The 17,635-nt window shown below is 69.0% G+C and carries 20 protein-coding genes; 8 read left to right on the top strand and 12 right to left on the bottom strand.

Going from position 1 to position 17,635, the window contains the following annotated elements; translation table 11 throughout:
• Nucleotides 1-129 precede the first annotated feature (129 nt).
• The 4 genes from BDK89_RS18145 to BDK89_RS18160 all read left to right on the top strand — a co-directional run bounded on the left by BDK89_RS18145 (nt 130) and on the right by BDK89_RS18160 (nt 3,271).
• Entirely contained in the window at nt 130-963 is an 834-nt protein-coding gene (locus BDK89_RS18145; protein ID WP_133870294.1) for an SDR family oxidoreductase, read from the top strand.
• Between the two features lie 74 nt (nt 964-1,037).
• Nucleotides 1,038-2,279 carry an APC family permease gene (locus BDK89_RS18150; RefSeq protein ID WP_133870295.1) on the top strand — a complete coding sequence of 414 codons (1,242 nt, stop codon included), beginning with the start codon at nt 1,038-1,040 and terminating at the stop codon, nt 2,277-2,279.
• Nucleotides 2,280-2,327: 48 nt separating this feature from the next.
• On the top strand, nt 2,328-2,729 hold the full coding sequence (locus BDK89_RS18155) for a PaaI family thioesterase (protein WP_133870296.1): 402 nt from the start codon (nt 2,328-2,330) through the stop codon (nt 2,727-2,729).
• 26 nt (nt 2,730-2,755) lie between these two features.
• On the top strand, nt 2,756-3,271 hold the full coding sequence (locus BDK89_RS18160) for a DUF1697 domain-containing protein (RefSeq protein ID WP_166657674.1): 516 nt from the start codon (nt 2,756-2,758) through the stop codon (nt 3,269-3,271).
• Between the two features lie 36 nt (nt 3,272-3,307).
• Here the strand turns inward: BDK89_RS18160 and BDK89_RS18165 are convergent, their stop codons facing one another.
• The gene (locus tag BDK89_RS18165; RefSeq protein WP_133870298.1) at nt 3,308-4,534 is read right to left on the bottom strand and encodes a threonine ammonia-lyase; all 1,227 of its coding nucleotides are present in this window, start codon (nt 4,532-4,534) and stop codon (nt 3,308-3,310) included.
• Between the two features lie 120 nt (nt 4,535-4,654).
• On the opposite strand from BDK89_RS18165, the gene lon reads away from it, so the two are divergent.
• Nucleotides 4,655-6,985 carry an endopeptidase La gene (gene lon, locus BDK89_RS18170; protein WP_133870299.1) on the top strand — a complete coding sequence of 777 codons (2,331 nt, stop codon included), beginning with the start codon at nt 4,655-4,657 and terminating at the stop codon, nt 6,983-6,985.
• Between the two features lie 201 nt (nt 6,986-7,186).
• Here lon and BDK89_RS18175 read toward each other — a convergent pair whose 3' ends face one another.
• From BDK89_RS18175 to BDK89_RS18220, 10 genes are all read right to left on the bottom strand, one after another.
• The gene (locus BDK89_RS18175) at nt 7,187-8,800 is read right to left on the bottom strand and encodes an AMP-binding protein (RefSeq protein WP_133870300.1); all 1,614 of its coding nucleotides are present in this window, start codon (nt 8,798-8,800) and stop codon (nt 7,187-7,189) included.
• Between the two features lie 72 nt (nt 8,801-8,872).
• Nucleotides 8,873-9,229: a response regulator gene (locus BDK89_RS18180; RefSeq protein ID WP_133870301.1), complete on the bottom strand. Its 357-nt coding sequence runs from the start codon at nt 9,227-9,229 to the stop codon at nt 8,873-8,875.
• A gap of 3 nt (nt 9,230-9,232) precedes the next feature.
• Nucleotides 9,233-9,550, bottom strand: coding sequence for an STAS domain-containing protein (locus tag BDK89_RS18185; RefSeq protein ID WP_133870302.1), 318 nt, complete (start codon nt 9,548-9,550; stop codon nt 9,233-9,235).
• On the bottom strand, nt 9,547-9,969 hold the full coding sequence (locus BDK89_RS18190) for an ATP-binding protein (protein ID WP_166657675.1): 423 nt from the start codon (nt 9,967-9,969) through the stop codon (nt 9,547-9,549). The genes BDK89_RS18185 and BDK89_RS18190 overlap by 4 nt, the downstream gene beginning before the upstream one ends.
• Entirely contained in the window at nt 9,957-11,426 is a 1,470-nt protein-coding gene (locus BDK89_RS18195) for a PP2C family protein-serine/threonine phosphatase (protein WP_166657676.1), read from the bottom strand. Before BDK89_RS18195 ends, BDK89_RS18190 begins: the two co-directional genes overlap by 13 nt.
• A complete protein-coding gene (locus tag BDK89_RS18200) occupies nt 11,426-11,728 on the bottom strand; it encodes an STAS domain-containing protein (protein ID WP_133870305.1) in 303 nt (100 codons plus the stop codon). Before BDK89_RS18200 ends, BDK89_RS18195 begins: the two co-directional genes overlap by 1 nt.
• On the bottom strand, nt 11,725-12,576 hold the full coding sequence (locus BDK89_RS18205) for a dolichyl-phosphate beta-glucosyltransferase (RefSeq protein WP_133870306.1): 852 nt from the start codon (nt 12,574-12,576) through the stop codon (nt 11,725-11,727). The genes BDK89_RS18200 and BDK89_RS18205 overlap by 4 nt, the downstream gene beginning before the upstream one ends.
• Complete coding sequence (locus tag BDK89_RS18210; RefSeq protein WP_133870307.1) at nt 12,573-13,883, bottom strand: oligosaccharide flippase family protein; 1,311 nt, start codon at nt 13,881-13,883, stop codon at nt 12,573-12,575. Before BDK89_RS18210 ends, BDK89_RS18205 begins: the two co-directional genes overlap by 4 nt.
• Nucleotides 13,880-15,091 carry a glycosyltransferase gene (locus tag BDK89_RS18215; protein ID WP_133870308.1) on the bottom strand — a complete coding sequence of 404 codons (1,212 nt, stop codon included), beginning with the start codon at nt 15,089-15,091 and terminating at the stop codon, nt 13,880-13,882. Before BDK89_RS18215 ends, BDK89_RS18210 begins: the two co-directional genes overlap by 4 nt.
• Before the next feature lie 109 nt (nt 15,092-15,200).
• Nucleotides 15,201-15,419, bottom strand: a complete 219-nt coding sequence (locus BDK89_RS18220) for a hypervirulence associated TUDOR domain-containing protein (protein ID WP_133870309.1) — start codon at nt 15,417-15,419, stop codon at nt 15,201-15,203.
• A gap of 58 nt (nt 15,420-15,477) precedes the next feature.
• Here BDK89_RS18220 and BDK89_RS18225 point away from each other — a divergent pair, with 58 nt between their 5' ends.
• Complete coding sequence (locus BDK89_RS18225; RefSeq protein WP_133870310.1) at nt 15,478-15,999, top strand: DUF427 domain-containing protein; 522 nt, start codon at nt 15,478-15,480, stop codon at nt 15,997-15,999.
• Nucleotides 16,000-16,005: 6 nt separating this feature from the next.
• Here the strand turns inward: BDK89_RS18225 and BDK89_RS18230 are convergent, their stop codons facing one another.
• Nucleotides 16,006-16,875 (bottom strand): pirin family protein, encoded by an 870-nt coding sequence (locus BDK89_RS18230; protein ID WP_133870311.1) that lies wholly within the window; start codon nt 16,873-16,875, stop codon nt 16,006-16,008.
• A 90-nt stretch (nt 16,876-16,965) separates the two neighbouring features.
• On the opposite strand from BDK89_RS18230, the gene BDK89_RS18235 reads away from it, so the two are divergent.
• Both BDK89_RS18235 and BDK89_RS18240 read left to right on the top strand, forming a co-directional pair.
• On the top strand, nt 16,966-17,214 hold the full coding sequence (locus tag BDK89_RS18235; RefSeq protein ID WP_133870312.1) for a DUF7218 family protein: 249 nt from the start codon (nt 16,966-16,968) through the stop codon (nt 17,212-17,214).
• A gap of 42 nt (nt 17,215-17,256) precedes the next feature.
• The gene (locus BDK89_RS18240) at nt 17,257-17,598 is read left to right on the top strand and encodes a hypothetical protein (RefSeq protein WP_133870313.1); all 342 of its coding nucleotides are present in this window, start codon (nt 17,257-17,259) and stop codon (nt 17,596-17,598) included.
• The last annotated feature ends 37 nt before the right edge of the window (nt 17,599-17,635 follow it).

Consider the following 17,635-nt stretch of genomic DNA (forward strand, 5'->3'; position numbering starts at 1 on the left):
TCGCCGTCACCTCTGACACCTGACCCGACGCACCCTCGTTCCTCGCCGTCACCTCTGACACCTGACCCGGAGTGCGCTCGTCCGACCCGCTTGTTGGTCGCGACGGTCGGGACACTACGGTCCGGCGGCATGGAACTCGAGAACAGGGTCGTGGTCATCACCGGTGGCGGTTCGGGTATCGGCGAGGCCCTCGCCAAGGCGGCGAACGCGGCCGGTGCTCGCCACGTGGTCGTCGCCGACCTGCACGGCGCCGAAGCCGAACGGGTCGCTGCCGAGATCGGCGGCACCGGCGTCGAGATCGACGTGCGCGACGAGGCGGCGATCAAGCAGCTCGTCGACGACACCGAGTCGGCGCAGGGCCCGATCGACCTGTTCGTCTCCAACGCCGGCTACGTCACCACCGCCGGCCTCGAGGACTCCAACGAGGCGATCCAGAACATGTGGGAAGTGCACTGCATGGCCCACATCTACGCCGCCCGCGCCGTGCTGCCCTCGATGATCGCCCGCGGTGAGGGCTACCTGCTCAACACGGCGTCTGCCGCCGGACTGCTCACCCAGATCGGATCGCTCGCCTACTCGGTCACCAAGGCCGCCGCGGTCTCGATCGGCGAGTGGATCTCGGTGAGCCACCATCACCAGGGCATCCGGGTGTCAGTGCTGTGCCCGCAGGCCGTCGCCACCAACATCATCTCGAACAGCCCCGACTACGACGGCTCCGACCCCGACCTCGGCGGCAGCGTCGCGAGCGGCGACGGCGTGCTCACCTCCGACGAGGTGGCGCAGAAGTGCCTGGAGGCGATCCGCGACGAGAAGTTCCTCGTGCTTCCGCACGACGAGGTCGCCACCTACGTCGAGCGCAAGGCGACCGACCGCGACCGCTGGCTCGCCGGCATGCGCCGCTTCCAGACCGCGCTCTACCCCGACGGCGTGCTGCCGGGCGACGCCATCGCTCCCAAGGTCTGAGACCACGATCACGTCACCTGAACAGTCGGTGAACGGCACGACCCGGCGGCTCGCCGGCTCGTAGCCTCGGCGCCGTGTCGAGCGGCGAACTGCAACGACGGCTCGGCCTGTCCGACGCCGTGGTGATCGGCGCCGGCTCGATGATCGGCGCCGGTGTGTTCGCCGCGTGGGCCCCCGCCGCGCGATCGGCCGGCACCGGCCTGCTGCTGGGTCTGGCGATCGCCGCCGTCGTCGCGTTCTGCAACGCCGCCTCCTCGGCGCAACTCGCCGCGATCCACCCCGAGTCGGGTGGCACCTACGTGTACGGACGCCGACAGCTCGGTGAGACGTGGGGCCACCTCGCCGGGTGGGGGTTCGTCGTCGGGAAGACCGCGTCGTGCGCTGCCATGGCGCTCACCGTCGGCGCCTACCTCTGGCCGGAGTACGAGCGCTGGGTCGCCGTCGCAGCGGTCGTGGCCATCACCGCCGTGAACATCGGCGGGTTGTCGCGAACGGTTGCGGTGACGAGGGTGCTGCTCGTCGTGTCGCTGCTCGCACTGACGGCTGTCGTCGTGTCGGGCTGGACGAGTCCGTCGGCGTCGCTCGGCCGCATCACACCGATCGACGGTGATCTCCACGGCATCATCCAGTCGGCCGGATTCATGTTCTTCGCGTTCGCCGGCTACGCCCGCATCGCGACGTTGGGTGAGGAGGTTCGCGAACCCGAGGTCACGATTCCGAAGGCGATCCCTCGGGCGTTGGGCGCGGTGCTCGTCGTGTACGCCGTGGTCGGTGTGACCGCCCTCGCCGTCGTCGACGCCGACCTCCTCGCGCTCACCGACGCACCGCTCCGCCTGGTCGCCGAGGCGGGCGGTCTCCCGGTGGGCGGCATCGTCCGCATCGGCGCCGGCATCGCTGCCCTCGGCGTGCTGCTCAACCTGATTCCGGGCGTGTCGCGGACCTCACTGGCGATGGCCCGCAACCGCGAGCTTCCACATTGGTTCGCTCACGTCGACGCCCGACGCTCGCTGCCGATCCGGGCCGAGCTGACCGTCGCAGCGATCGTGATCGGTCTCGTGGTGCTGCTCGAGATCCGGAGTGCGATCGCCGTGTCCGGCGTCGCCGTCCTGACGTACTACGCGATCACCAACGCGGCAGCGCTCACGCTGACCGAGGCGCAGCGCCGATGGCCGAAGCCGATCGCCCTCGTCGGCCTCGTCGGCTGCATCGTCCTGATCGCCGCACTCCCGTGGCGTGCCGTCGTGACAGGTGTCGCCGTCCTCGCCGCCGGCGCGACCGTTCGGCTGGTGACCGCCCGACGGACGTCGTCGGGGTGACCGATCTCCGCCGTCGACGGGGGGTTCGACGATGAGTACGGTTCGGCCATGGAGCCGACCGAGTTCGTCCGAACCGCCATGCCGCTGTGTGCCTCCCTCGGCATCGAGGCGACCGTGCTCACGGCCGAACGCGTCGTGTTGACGCTCGGCTGGCGCCCTGAGCTGTGTACGAGCAACGGTCTGCTGCACGGCGGGGCCGTCATGGCGTTGGCCGACGCCGCCGGCGGTGCGTGCGCGTTCACCAACCTGCCCGAGGGCGCTGTCGGCACGTCGACGATCGAGTCGAAGACGAATTTCCTCGGTGCGATCAGGGAGGGTCAGACGCTGACGGCGACGTCGAGTCCGCTGCACGTCGGCCGGACGACGATCGTGGTCGAAACCGAGCTCCGCACCGACGAGGGCAAGCTCGTCGGCAAGACCACCCAGACGCAGACGGTGCTGACGTCGTGACGCCCGGCCGGTGCCACAATGCACCGGTGCGATTGGTGGCATTCCTGCGAGGCATCAACGTCGGCAACCGGCGGCCGAAGAAGGACGAGCTGATCGCTGCCGTCGCCGGCCCCGAGTTCGCCGACGTGTCCACGTATCAGGCGAGCGGCAACCTGCTGTTCACGAGCGAGCTCGAACCGGCGGAGGCCGAACCGGTGCTCGAGCAGCGGTTGGAGGCGTCGCTCGGCTACGAGGTGACGTGCTTCGTGCGGTCGGTCGACGAACTCCGCACGCTGCTGGCCGGCATTCCCGAACCGGGACCCGGGGCCAAGCACGAGATCATCTTCTACAAATCCGACCCCGGCGACGAGGCGCGAGCAGCGCTGGCAGCGACCGCCGGGCCGAACGACACCCTCAGCCCGATGGGACGCCAGACCCTGTGGACGCACGTGGGCGGCATGTCGGAGTCGCCGCTGGCGGCACTGACCCCGAGACCCGGCGCGCCCGTCACCACGGTCCGCACCGCCGCGACGATCGACCGCATCGTCGACAAATTCACGTGACACAACGACGAATGGGGTCGGGTACGACCCCATTGTTCAGGTCGTCTCGGAGCGGACGACTCGGTAGCCCTTGGCTTCGATGGCGTCGACGACGCGATCGGCATGGCGGGCGTCGCGCGTCTCGAGCATCACGTCGATGTTCGTCGCCCGCGCCGAGATCGGGTCGAACAGCCGACGGTGCTCGATCTCGACGACGTTGGCTCCCGCCGATGCGATCGCCGCCACCAACGGAGCGAGTTGGCCGGGCGTGTCGCTGACCGCGATCCGCAGGCTCGTGATACGACCCGAGTGAGCCATCTCTCGGAGCAGCACCGAGGCGAGCACCCGGGTGTCGATGTTGCCGCCGGTGAGCACGAGCGCGACTCGCTTGTCGCGCCACCGGTCGGGGTATTCGAGCAGGGCGGCCAGACCCGCGGCCCCGGCGCCCTCGGCCACGGTCTTCTCGATCTCGAGGAACAGCGAGATCGAACGCTCGATGGTCGTCTCGGGAACGGCGATCACGTCGTCGACCAGTTCGCGGACGATCGGGACGGTCAGTGAACCGGGTTGCTTGACGGCGATGCCGTCGGCGATCGTGTCGGCCTTCGACGGGGCGAGCTCGTCGCCGGCGAGTGCGGCGAGCATGCCCGGGTAGGTCTCGGACTGGATGCCGACGATCTCGACGTTCGGACGATGCGCCTTGACCCATGTGGCGATGCCGGCGATCAGTCCCCCGCCGCCGACCGGGACCATGATCGTGTCGAGGTCGTCGATCGAGTCGAGGAGTTCGATGCCGACGGTGCCCTGGCCGGCGATCACCGCCGGATCGTTGTACGGATGCACCCAGGTGAGCCCGCGTTCGTCGGCGAGCCGATCGGCGGTCTCGGACGCCTCCGCGAACGTGGCACCGGCCTGGACGACCTCGGCTCCCAGGGCTTCGGTGTTGGCGACCTTCGCGAACGGCGCCGACGCCGGCATGACGATCGTCGCCGGGATGCCGAGTCGACCGGCGTGGTAGGCGACGCCTTGGGCATGGTTACCTGCGCTGAGGGCGATCACACCGCAGGCGCGTTCGTCGTCGGTGAGGGTGCGGAGCTTGTTCGCCGCGCCGCGGTCCTTGAACGAGGCGGTGAACTGCAGGTTCTCGAACTTGACGACGACGTCGGCGCCGGTGACGGCGGACAGGGTGCGGGAGTCGGCGATCGGCGTGCGCTCGATGTCACCGGCGATCCGGTCGGCGGCTGCTGCCACGTCGTCGGCCGAGACCGCCAGTTCCTCGCTCACACCGCGAACCTATCCCCTGTGGACGGTGCCGGCCCGGGTGCCGCCGGTCACGTCGAAACATCGACATTCTTCGATAGTTGACAGGTAGCGACTCAGGATTTCTTCCCGTACCGTGACAACATGTCCGAAACGTCGACGACCACCCGTCTCCCCGTCGCCATCCTCCCCACCGTCGTGCTCCCGGGCGCGACCCTCACCCTCCAGCTGTCCGACCCCCGACTCCGGCAGGCCGTCGAGGCCGCTCGCACCGACACCAACGGCCGGATCGCGTTCGTCACCGACCCGGCCGACACCCTCGGTGTCGTCGCCACCGTGCCCGACGTCGGCAAGCTCCCCGGCGGCGAACCGGTCGCCATCGTCCAGATCGACACCCGCGCCTATGTGGGCCTCGCCCGCACCGACGAGGCGGGCGGCGACGCCCGCCTCACCGCTGCCGTCGACCCGATCATCGACCCGACCCCCACCGAGCGCGTGACCGCCGCCGCCCGCGAACTGCGCGCCGTGCTCGAACTGATCGCACCGCTGCGCCGCTCGCGCCGCCTCCCCGAGATCCTCGGCAGCACCCGCGCCCCCGGGGCCCTCGCCGATGCCGTCGCCACCTGGGCCGAGTTCGCCGACGACGACCGTCGCCGAGTGCTGCACGCCGTCGACCTGGCCGACCGTGTCGACGCGATCAGCTCGTGGGCTCGCAACCATCTCGCGGAGTTGCAGGTCGCCGAGACGATCCGCAACGACGTCAGCGAGGGCATGGACAAGCAGCAGCGCGAGTATCTGCTCCGCCAACAGCTCAACGCGATCCGCAAGGAACTCGGCGAGGGCGACGACGACGTCGTCGGCGACTTCCGTGATCGCCTCGAACAGCTCGACGCACCCGTCGCCACGAAGAACACGATCGCCAAGGAGCTCGACCGGTTCGAGCGGATGAGCTCACAGTCGCCCGAGCACTCCTGGATCCGCACCTGGCTCGACCGGGTGTTCGACATGCCGTGGGGCGAGCGCAGCGACGACTCACTCGAACTCGACACCGCACGCGCCCAGCTCGACGCCGACCACTACGGCCTCGACGAGGTGAAAGACCGCATCGTCGAGTTCCTCGCCACCCGCAAGCTCCGCCGCGACCGCGGCATCGACGAGCGAGACGGCGAGCGCGCCACGCGAGGTTCGGGCGCCATCATCACCCTCGTCGGACCGCCAGGGGTCGGCAAGACCAGTCTCGGCGAGTCGGTCGCCCGGGCGATGGGACGCGAGTTCGTCCGCGTCGCGCTCGGCGGCATCCGCGACGAGGCCGAGATCCGCGGTCACCGCCGTACCTACGTGGGGTCGCAGCCCGGCCGGATCGTCCGTGCCCTGCAGGAGGCCGGCACCATGAACCCGGTGATCCTGCTCGACGAGGTCGACAAACTCACCGCAGGCGGCTGGTCGGGCGACCCGACCGCCGCCCTGCTCGAAGTGCTCGACCCCGCCCAGAACCACACCTTCCGCGACCACTACCTCGAGGTCGACCTCGACCTGTCGGAGGTCGTGTTCATCGCGACCGCCAACGTCGCCGACACGATCCCTGCGCCGCTGCTCGACCGGATGGATCTGGTGCGTCTCGACGGGTACACCGAGGACGAGAAGCGCTTCATCGCCAACCGTTACCTCCTCCCCCGCCAGGTCGAGCAGGCAGGGTTGCGCAGCGACGAGATCGACGTCGGCGACGACGTGATCTCGGCCGTGATCCGTGGCTACACCCGCGAGGCGGGCGTGCGGACGCTCGAACGTGAGCTCGGTCGGCTCGTCCGCAAGGTGACCTCGAAGGTCGCGACGGGCACCGAGACCCCGGTGATCATCGACCCCGACGAGGTGTCGGCGTGGCTCGGCCGTCCGAAGGTGACCGACGACGTGCCCGAGCGCACGAACGTGCCGGGCGTCGCCACCGGGCTCGCCGTCACCGGCGTGGGTGGCGACGTGCTCTTCATCGAGACGACGGCCTTCCCGACCGGCCCCGATGCCGAGCCGGGCCTCACCCTCACCGGGCAGCTCGGCGACGTGATGAAGGAGTCGGCGCAGATCGCCCTCAACTATGTGCGGTCACACGCCGACGAGTTGGGTCTCGACGACGAGGCACTCCGACGCCGCTTCCACGTGCACGTGCCGGCGGGGGCGGTGCCGAAGGACGGGCCCTCGGCCGGCATCACGATGACGACGGCACTCGTGTCGCTCATGACGGGCCGCCACGTCAAGCCGACGGTCGGCATGACGGGTGAGATCACCTTGCAGGGCCAGGTGCTGCCGATCGGCGGCGTCAAGCAGAAGGTGCTGGCCGCCCATCGGATGGGCCTGACCGAGGTCGTGCTGCCGAAGCGCAACGGCCCCGATCTCGACGACGTCCCCGAACGGGTGCGTGACGAGATGACGTTCCACCTCGCCGACACCTACGACGACGTGGCCAAGGTCGCCTTCGCCTGACGCCGGGTCTCCGGGTCGGGTGTCAAAGGTGACGGCGAGGAACGAGCCGTTACCGGCGATCACCTGACCCGGGACGGGTGCGCGAACCGGAGGGAACGAGCCGCCGGGTCAGACCACAGAACCCCGGAGTCAGGTGACCGCCGGTCACGGATTCGGCTGCGCCTCACCCGTCACCTCTGGCACCTGACCCGCGAGGGCCGGTCAGACGGGGTCGTGGGTGCCGGCTCGGTAGTCGTCGCGGAGTTTGAACTTCTGGATCTTGCCGGATCCGGTGAGCGGGAACTCGGTGACCTCGAACCACTGCGCCGGGGTCTTGTGCGGTGCCAGGTGCTCGCGCATGTAGGCGAACAGCGCCGACTTGTCGACGGTCTTGCCCGGCGCCGGTCGGATGAACGCGCCGACGGTCTCGCCCCACTTCTCGTCGGGCAGGCCCACCACGGCGACCTCGCCGACGTCGGGGTGGGCGAAGAGCAACTCCTCCAGCTCTCGTGGGTAGATGTTCTCGCCGCCGCGGATGATCATGTCCTTCAGGCGACCCTCGACCGTGCAGTAGCCGCGCTCGTCCATCGCACACAGGTCGCCGGTGTGGAGCCAACCCTCCTCGTCGATGGCTTCGGCCGTGGCGTCGGGACGTTCGAAGTAGCCGTGCATCACGTGGTACCCACGGGTGCAGTACTCGCCGATCGTGCCGATCGGCACCGTCTCTCCCGACTCCGGGTCGATGATCTTGACCTCGACGTTCGGCATCGGGTTGCCGATGGTGTTCGCCTTGTCGTCGATGCTGTCGCTCGGATTCGTCATCGAGGCGACCGGCGAGCATTCGGTCTGGCCGAACACGATCGTGAACGGCGCACCCAGGCTCTCCTCGAGCCGACGCACCAGCGGTGCGGGCACCGTCGATCCGCCGGAGCAGATCGCCTCGACCTTCGACAGATCGCTCGACTCGAACGACGGATGCTCGATCATGGCGATCAACATGGTCGGCACGCCCATCATCGCCGTGCCGCCGTACTGATCGAGCAGTTCGAGCACGAGCCCGGGTTCGAACGCCTCGACGAGCACGTGGGTCGACCCCTTCGACACCGCGCCGAGCACACCGAGCACACACCCGCCGGTGTGGAAGCACGGCATCGGGTTGACGTACACCGAGTCGCCGTAGGTGACACCCATGCGCGACGACGTGTGAGCAGCGTTGTTGACGAGACCTCGGTGATGCAGCAGCGCCCCTTTCGGGAAACCGGTGGTGCCCGACGTGTACTGGATCATCACCGGGTCGGTCGGGGCGACGTCGGGCAGGGCCACATCGGCGTCGCCGGTGGCGATGAAGTCGTCCCAGTCGCTGAGCGGGATGATCTCGCGCAACTCGGGGCAGTTGGCCTGCACCGACTCGACGGTGGCGCGCATCGGGTTCCCGCGAAACTCGTCGAGCACGAACACCCCCGACGCACGCGACTGGGTGAGGACGAACTCGACCTCGCTCGCCCGGAACGCCGGGTTGACGGTGACGAGCACGAGCCCGGCCATCGCAGCACCGAACTCGAGCATCAGCCACTCGGGCACGTTCGGCGCCCAGACCGCGACCCGTTCGCCGGGCTCGAACCGCTGTGCCAGTGCTCGGGCGGTCCGTTCGGCGTCGGTCACCAGCTCGGCATAGGTCCAGCTCCGGCGACGGTCGGGCTCGGGCGTGCCGGCGACCAGGGCGGTGCGGTCGGGTAGGTCGGCGGCGGTCTCGCGCAGCAACGCGCCGATCGTGATGTCGCGCACTGCCGGCTCGGTCGGTCCGTGCGCGTGCGAGACGGTCAATGGTTCGGTCATCGGGTCCCCCTTCGTCCCTCGGATGAAGGGGCAGTCTCGCATGCGACCCGTGGGCGCAGCCGAGCGGAGCGGTCAGAGTTCGAGGTTGGCGAGCAGTTGATCGACCATGGCGGCCGACACCGGTTTGGTGAGGAACGCGTCGACCTCGTCGGCCTCGGGCGAAAGCGCGAACTCGTCTCCTGTCGCGTAGCCGGTGAGCAGCACGAAGGGCACGGTGAGGCCCTCCCCGAGGTGGCGGCGGAGCTCGATGCCCGACATCGTCGGCATCTCCTGGTCGCTGATGATCAGATCGACATCACCGGGTCGGTACGTGTCGGCCGCCGTGGTTCCGTCGTCGGCCTCGACGACCTCGTGGCCGTGAGCGGCGAGCAGGTGGCGCAGCAAGACGCGCGACACCATGTCGTCGTCGACGATCAGGATGCGCGCCATGGTTCAGGACGCTTCGTGGATGCGGAACACGGCGTCGAACTTCGTCAGCTCGAACACGCGGAACGCGTCGTCGGAGCGGGGACGCACGAGTTCGACATCGCCGCCTTCGGTCCGAGCCGCCTTCATCGCGTGGACGAGGGCAGCGAGGCCGGCCGAATCGACGAAGTCGACGGCGGCGAGGTCGATCAGGATCTGATGGACGCCGCCGGCGAAGACACCGTCGAGCGCGTCGCGCAACGACGGTGCGCTGAGGGCGTCGAGTCGGCCCTCGAGGGCGAGGGTGGTCGATCGGGTGACCTGGTCGGTGGTGGTGATCTTCATGGTTGGCCTCCTGGCAGGGGGAACTCGAGCGTGGTCGTGTTGACGCCGTCGACACGTTCGTGATCGAAGCGGCGGGTGAGCTGGCGCACGATCATGAGCCCGTAGCCGTGCACTTGGGGTTCGTCGGCGGCCGGAGCGGCCTGCTCGTCGGGACGGTACTCCTTGGCGCGGTCGGTGATCACGACCTGCACCGCCCCGTCGACGGTCGTGCCGGCGAGCGTGATGTGATCGTCGGGTCCGGCTTCGCCGTCGTAGCCGTGGGTCACGATGTTGACGGCGAGTTCTTGCACGGCCAGTTCGCACTTCATCGCGAACGACTCGAGCGCGTCCGCAGCGACGGCGTCACCGGCGACCTCACGGAGCCATGGTCCGATGTCTCGGATGCTCAGCAGGTCGGCGTGGACCGTCAGTTCGTGCACGACGATTTCTCCCGGCGGATGACGACGGCGGTGCGGTCGTCGCTGGCGGCGGTGTCCCCGGCGTGGCGTTCGACGGCGGCGAACAACGAGTCGACGACGACACAGGCAGGATCGCCGGCGAGGCCGGCGATGTGATCGGCGATCCATTCGTCGCCGAGCTGCGCCCGTTCGGCATTCTCCTGCTCGACGAGTCCGTCGGTCCCCATGACGACGACGTCACCGGGGACGAAGGGCAGCTCGACGGTGTCGGCGATCATGTCCTCCATCACGCCGAGCGGCGGAGCGGTCGGCGGGAGGTTGGCGAACCCGTCGGCGTTGCCGACCAGGACGGGTGAATGCCCGGCGTTCGCCAACCGGATCGTGTCGCCGTCGCGCCGGTAGACCCCGATCACCATCGTGATGAACACACCGGCTTCGCTCAGGTAGTCGGTGAGGTGGCGCGCCAGTTGGCGGAACAGTTCGTGCGGATCGGGGATGTTCGATTCGAGCGCGAGCCGTGTGGTGGTGCGCACGACCATCGTCATGACGAGTGCCGCTCCGAGCCCCTTGCCCGACACGTCGCCCACGGCGACCACGACGTGATCACCGGTCGGGATCCACAGGTAGAAGTCGCCACCGGCGAGACGCGCCGGGTCGCATCGTCCTGCGACGTCGAGCCCGTCGATGTCGGGGCTCTCACGCGGCAGCAGCATCTGGGCGAGCTTCGCCGCCGTCTCGGCATCACGCTCGATGAGGGCGCCACGAACGGCGTCGCTCTTCATCCGCTCGAGTGCGATGAGCCCGCCGGCGAAGAACGAGATCGCGTCGATCAACTTCAGGTCGGCGGTGGTGAACCGTCGATCGGGCCCGGACGCGAGCAGCAACGTGCCGTCGGCACGGTCGGGGAACGGGCGGATGGCGACGTCGCCGACGCCGTCGACCCGTCGCATGGCGGTCCGGGTCGAGTCGCCGCTCCAGGGCAGCATGCGTGCCGCGACTGCGTCGTCTCCGACGTAGGCCGTCTCCTCGCCACCGACGAGCGCCGCGCACGAGGCACCCGTGAGGCGTAGCGCGTCGGCGACGGCGATCCGGCGCCGTTCGGCACCGGTGGCACGCGACAGCGAGCTGCGGGCGAGGTCGTAGATGGCGAGCAGCTGGTCGCCGCTCTCGAGGAGTGCACCGGCGACCTGGCCGACTTCTTCGTTCCGCGCGGCCAGCTCGCCGAGCAGATCGGCCTCGGCCTCCACTCGCTCGGTGTTGCGTCGATCGGTGCCGACCTCCCAGTGCCAATCGTGCAGCAGACCGCCGAACGGGGCCGACACGAGACGGTCCTCGTCGCAACGGCCGTCGATCACGACCACCTCGTCGCCGTAGCGGAGGCGACAGCCGTCGGCACCGTCGTTGATCCAGGTTCGGGCGAGACGCCGGAGGTGCCCCTCGACGGGGTGCAGCAGACTGGGGAGCCGCTCGAGCGTCATCATGTGATCGTGAAGGCGAGGTCGAGCCCGGTGAGCTCGAGGATGATCTGCACGGGGTCGCTCGGGTTGCGGAGCACCAGCTCGCCGCCACGTTCGCGGACGTGCTTCATCGATCGCACGAGTTCGGCGAGCGCCGACGAGTCGATGAAGTTGACCGCTTCCAGGTCGACGACGATCGAGGCGCTGTCGACGTCGACGACCGGGTCGGCCGCAGCGCGGTAGGCCTCGACCTCGTGGGCGTCGAAGCGGCCCGACAGGCTCAGGACGGTTTCGGTGTCGGCGAGCGCGACGGAGACGTTCATGCGGGGTCCTTCTCGGCTTCGGGTGCCGCGCTGCGCGGCGTGGAGTACTTGCCTTGGATCGACCAGGTGCGGATGCGCACGAGGTCCTTGAGGAACTGGATGGCGACCTTGCCGGGGTCGACGGTCGATCCCGGAGCGTCGTACCAGGCGACCGGCACCTCGGAGATCTTCATGCCGCGCTTGCGGGCCAGGAACAGGATCTCGAGATCGAACGAGAACCCGTCGATGCGCTGGACGCCGAACAGTTCGTCGGCGGCGTCTCTCGTGAACAGCTTGAAGCCGCACTGGGTGTCGCTGATCGGGATCCGGAATCCGACACGGACGATGCCGTTCAGGCCTGCGCTCATCACCTTGCGGAGCAACGACTTGTTGGCGACGTCGGCGCCGTCGGCGGCACGCGACCCGACGACGACGTCGGCACCGCCCTCGGTGATCTCGGCGAGCAGCTGCGAGAACTGTTCGATCGGCGTCGACTGGTCGGCGTCGGCGAAGAGGACGTAGTCGCCCTTCGCAGCGAGCATGCCGCGTCGGACGGCCCCACCCTTGCCGGTGTTCTCGCTCTCGATCAGGCGGAGGTTCGGCAGCCCGAGCTCGCGGACGAGCTTGCGGGTGTCGTCGGACGAGCCGTCGTCGGAGACGATCAGTTCCCAGGGCCGGTCGAGCTTGCTGATCTCGACGGCGATCGCCCCGATCGTGGGGAGGATGCGCCACTCCTCGTTGTAGGCGGGGATGACGATGCTGATCTCGGGCGGGCCGTCGATCGGCTGTTCGGCCCACCGTCGGTACAGGTCGAGTCCGGGGGTGCCCGCCTCGGTCGTGGGCAGTGCGTCGTCGGTGCTCGAGTTCATGTCAGCGCCTCCTCGGTCTCAGGTGCTTTTCCCATCGTCGCATCTCCGGGGCGGGGCGTGTGCGAGCGGACTCGGGCGACGGTCGAGATCGCCACGGCGGCGAGCAGGGTGCCCATCGCGATGAGCTGGACGTCGACGACGGTGCGCATCGAGTCGTGGAAGAGGAGCAGCAGCGTGGTCTGGAAGACGGCGCCCATGAGGAGCAGGTTGCTCTCTCGATGATGGCCGGCCGACAGCTGGAAGGTGACGAGCAGGTTGGCGACGGCGAACATCGATGTGGCGATCGCGTAGCCGACGAGCAGCGAGTCGACGCCGGCGTACTCGTCGCCGAACACCCCGCTCAGGAAGATGTCGCCGAACAGCCAGGCGAGCAGCACCATGAAGCCGCACGCCGCGCTGACGACGGCGACGCCGCCGATCAGGAGTCCGGTCGACTCCTCGTCCGACTCACTCCGCTGGGCAACGGCCGGGAACAGCGTCGTGACGGCCGACCAGGAGAGGAAGAAGACAGCGCGTCCGATCAGTGCGATGGCGGCGTAGACGCCGGCGGTGTCACCGTCGAAGGTGCTCTTGACGATCATCACGTCGCCGTTGTTGATCACGATCTGGCCGAGCAGCAGGACGAGGACGGGCGTGACGTAGGTGCGCAGGTCGCCGAACTCGGCGACGGTGAGCTTCGGTTCTCCGTGGATCGGTTGCATCCACCGCACCAACGCCCAGGTGGCGATGAACGACAAGGTGAGACCGAGCGTGGCGCCGTTGACTCCGAAGCCGAGGGCGACGAGAGCGAGCCCGGCGCTGACCCGGACGATCATCTCGACGACGAAGGTGGAGGCGAGTCGGGCGAAATCGAGTCGGCCCTGCATCACGCCCCGGCCGACGGCCTGCACGAGGTAGGCGGGCATGCCGACGGCGAGGATGACGAACGGCCAGGCCGATTCGGTGTTGAACACGTCGGCCCACCAGACGGCCGGGGCGGCGAGCACGACGGCGAGAGCGATGCCGGCCCAGGTGGCCCAGCGGGCCAGCCACGCCGCCATCGCGTCGGCTCGGTCGTCGGTGCCGCGGGCTTGGTGGATGCCGGCGTAGCGGGCGGCGACGAGCTGGAGGGCGATCGCGATCGCAGTGACCAGCAACATGAGGGTCACCATCAGGTTGGCGTCGGCGAACTCGGCCGGCTCGAGCCAGCGGCCGAGCAGCAGGTTGAGCAGGTAGTTGCCGCCGTTGGCAGCCATCATGCCGATCGCGAGCAGGGTGCCGCCCTGGAGCAGGGCCTTGCCGCCGGTGCGCTCGGCGACGTCGTTCATCGGTTGGCCTCGACGAGCGGCTCGAGGTGGCTCAGGTGCCAGTCCATGACTTCGGAGAACGGGATGCCGGCTGCAGCCGCGAAGTTCCGTCGTCCCATTTCCTCACGGCGCGCCGGGTCGTCGATGACGGCCGCGATCGCGTCGGCGAGGCTCTCGGCGTCGGCAGGGTCGAAGTACTGGCCGATGAAGCCTTCCTCCTCGATCACCTCGGCGAAGTCGCCGATGTTGGGGAGCACGGCGGCGCGCCCGTAGCTCCCGGCCTGGTGGAGCACCCCGGAGCTGCCGGTCGTCGAGGTGTACGGGAAGACGGTGGCAGCGGCGCTCGAGAACAGGACGGGGACGTCGTCTTCTTCGACGTAGCCGGTGAACACGACGCCGGGCAGATCGGCGCAGGTCTCGGCGACGCCGGCGAGGTAGCCCTTGCTGTTCGGGCTGTCGGTGCCGGCGATGACGACCTCGACGTCGTCGTAGCCACCGCGCTCCAGCAACAGGCGATAGGCCTCGATCAGCACGTCGACGGTCTTGTAGGTGCCCCACTTGCCGAACGCCAGCAGCTTGCGGGGCCCGTCGGGCACGCCGAAGTCGGGTTCGTCGATGACCTCGAACGCGCCGTGGGGGACGAGCAGCACATTGTCGGCGCCGTACGAGTCGCGCAGCATCTCGACGTACCGGGGGATGGTGAGCGCGACGTAGTCGGCACGCAGGATGACCTTGGTGAGCATGCGACCGGCGAACGACATCGCCTTCGCGACGAGCTTGTTCGAGGCGAAACCGGCGTCCTCCATGTCGACGTTCTCGACGAGGTTGTGGAGCACGACGCCGGTCGGGACACCCATCATCGAGACGACGGCGGGGGCGAGGAGGCCGAGCCCGCCGGCGATGCGGCTGTCGCCGAACGTGGCGAACTGGAGGTTGAACAGCACGGCGTCGGGCTTGCTGCGACGGACCGCTCGGGCGATCCGCCACACGTTGCGGATCGAGTTGAACTCCCAGCACACCTCGACGTCGACGTCATCGACCGGGGTGGGGGCGCCCTCGGGGGTGTCGTCCGCGTACAACACGACGGTGTCGACCTCACGCTTGGGCGCCAGGTTCGTCACCATGTGCCACCCGAACTCGTTCAGGCTGTTCTTGCCAGGAGGGAACGCCGATACGACGCCGACACGCATCCCGGTCGAAGCCTGATCGATTCCCGCACTCTCAGTCATGCGGGGAACGCTAAGACTCCAAGATCAACCCCCGATCAAGGCGGCCTGAAGTTTCGCGCGCCTCCGCCACCTGTGGTGGCGCGTCGCGAGTGTGCGCCGTGCTGCGTGTTCAGGCGGACGACAGCTCGCTCGACGACTTGAGCACCCGGTCGCCGTCGTCCTGCTCGATGAGGTAGGCCGGGTTGTCCTCGCTCGCGTCCCGGGTGATCTCGCTGCCGTCGATCGTGCGGGTCACCTTGTCGGTGAAACGCTCGACCACCTTCCCGGTCCCGGTGCCGCTGCCCCAGTTCCATTCGACCTGGTCTCCGATGTGGATGTCGTAGCTCATGCCCGACAGTGCCCGGTGTCGCGACCGATCACGCCTGGCGAGTGGGTACCGTCGAAACATGGGACTCTTCGGTTGGACCAACACGGGCGACGAACGTCCACCCTTCGCCCTCGAGCCCGGGCCGGGACAGGAATCGGTGTGGGACTACCCACGCCCACCCCGGATCGATCCCGACGGGCGCCGCGTCGTGGTCGGCGACCCGGCCGACCCCCTGGCCGACACGACGGCGGCGGTCCGCATCCTCGAAACGGCGAGCCCGCCGACGTTCTACATCCCGCCCGACGACGTCCGCACCGAACGACTCGTCCGGGCCGAGGGCCGTTCGTTCTGCGAGTGGAAGGGCGAGGCGCAGTACTGGCGGCTCGCCGACACGCCGGGCGACCCGATCGGCTGGACGTACCCGACCCCGTTGCCCGAGTTCCTCACGATCGCCGGCTGGTTCGCGTTTTATCCCGGTCGCATCGAGTGCCGGGTCGCCGACGAGGTCGTCCGTCCTCAGGCGGGTGGGTTCTACGGCGGCTGGGTGACCGACGAGATCGTCGGTCCGCACAAGGGCGAACCGGGCACTGGCGGCTGGTGACGCCGATCAGCTGCCGGGCAGCGGCACCCACGGCTCGCTGTCGTCCGGCACGAGCGGGAAGTCCTGCCGCTCCCAACGGGCCTTCGCGTCCTCGATGACCTCACGGTCGGAGTGGACGAAGTTCCACCAGATGTGACGGTGCCCGACGGGTTCGCCTCCGAGCACCATGGCGGTTCCGGTGCCCGACACGACCGGCCGACTCCCCGGTTCGATCACGGCGAGTTGGACCACGTCGAGGCGGTGGCCGTCGACGAACACGTCGCCCGCCATCGCGATCACGGCGCGTTCGGCGTGATCGGGTTCGACGCGCACCGAGCCGCCACGCAGGTCGAGTTCGGCGAGCACGAGCGGAGACGACCCGGCGATGGGCGCTGCGAGCCCGAACCCGGTCCCCACGGCCAGCCGCACCGAGACGCCGTCACCCGACTCGGACGGGATCTCGTCGGCGGGGCTGTGTTCGAACCGGGCATCGGCGTTCTCGCTCTCGGCCGGCAGCGCCACCCACGTCTGGAGACCGAACATCTCGGCGTCGACCGGACGGTCGTCGGGGTGGCTGCGCTCGGTGTGGGTGACACCGCCACCGGCCGTCATCCAGTTGACCGCACGCGGATCGATGGTCTGCACGGCGCCGGTCGAGTCTCGGTGGACCGCCCGGCCGGCGAGCAGGTAGGTCACGGTCGACAGGCCGATGTGGGGGTGGGCGTCGACGTCCATGCCCTGGCCGGGGCCCATCGTCTCCGGTCCCATGACGTCGGCGAAGACGAACGGACCCACCATCCGCCGGCGTCGCCACGGCAGGAGGCGTCGGACGGTTCCGCTGCCGACCGGACGCTCCCGGGGGTCGATCAGCATCTCGATCGCAGTCGCGTCGCTCATCGCTCCAGTCTGCCCGACCGTGCCCGGCCGCGCGCCCGGCGGCGGAGGCGCCACGGTTTCCGGGGTCGGAGCGTCGGGTACCGCACTCGCATGGCGAAGAACCACGGTTCCAGCATCAAGGACGACGAGCAGTACGAAGCTCTGCGCGACGAGGGCATGTCGAAGTCGAAAGCAGCGGCGATCGCGAACTCCGACGGCGCGTCGAAGCGCGGTGGTGAGTCGTCGCCGTACGAGGAATGGTCGAAGGACGAGCTGTACGAGCGGGCACAGGAGCTCGACATCGACGGACGGTCCGACATGACCAAGGACGAGCTGATCGAGGCGCTGCGCTCGAACTGACGAGCGAGTTTCCGCTCGCTCGAGCTCGGGTACGCCGTGCTCATGAGCGACTCACACGCCGAACAGCTCGACCCCTCCAAGCTCGGCGAGGAGGTCGGCGACGACGAGCGCGCCGCCGACGACTTCCCGCCCGACCAGCCGCTTGGTGTCGACGACCCGTCCATCCTGTCCGACGGCTCGATCGCCGAGGACGACTACGAAACGCGAGACGACCGCCACGTCCGAAGCGACGAGGTCGGGTCCGACGTCGCCGAACCCCCGGCGCTGATCGATCCGGGCCTCGACCCGGACGTGATCGACGACGAGCAACAGCTGGTCGCCGACACCGGCGATCGCGATACCTCGCCCGAAGCCGCTGCCGTCCACGTCGACGGCGCCCGTTGACAGCGCCGGCGAGACCGAACAGCCTGATTCCGACGAC

The sequence above is a fragment of the Ilumatobacter fluminis genome (assembly GCF_004364865.1).
GTDB classification, from domain to species: Bacteria; Actinomycetota; Acidimicrobiia; order Acidimicrobiales; family Ilumatobacteraceae; genus Ilumatobacter; species Ilumatobacter fluminis.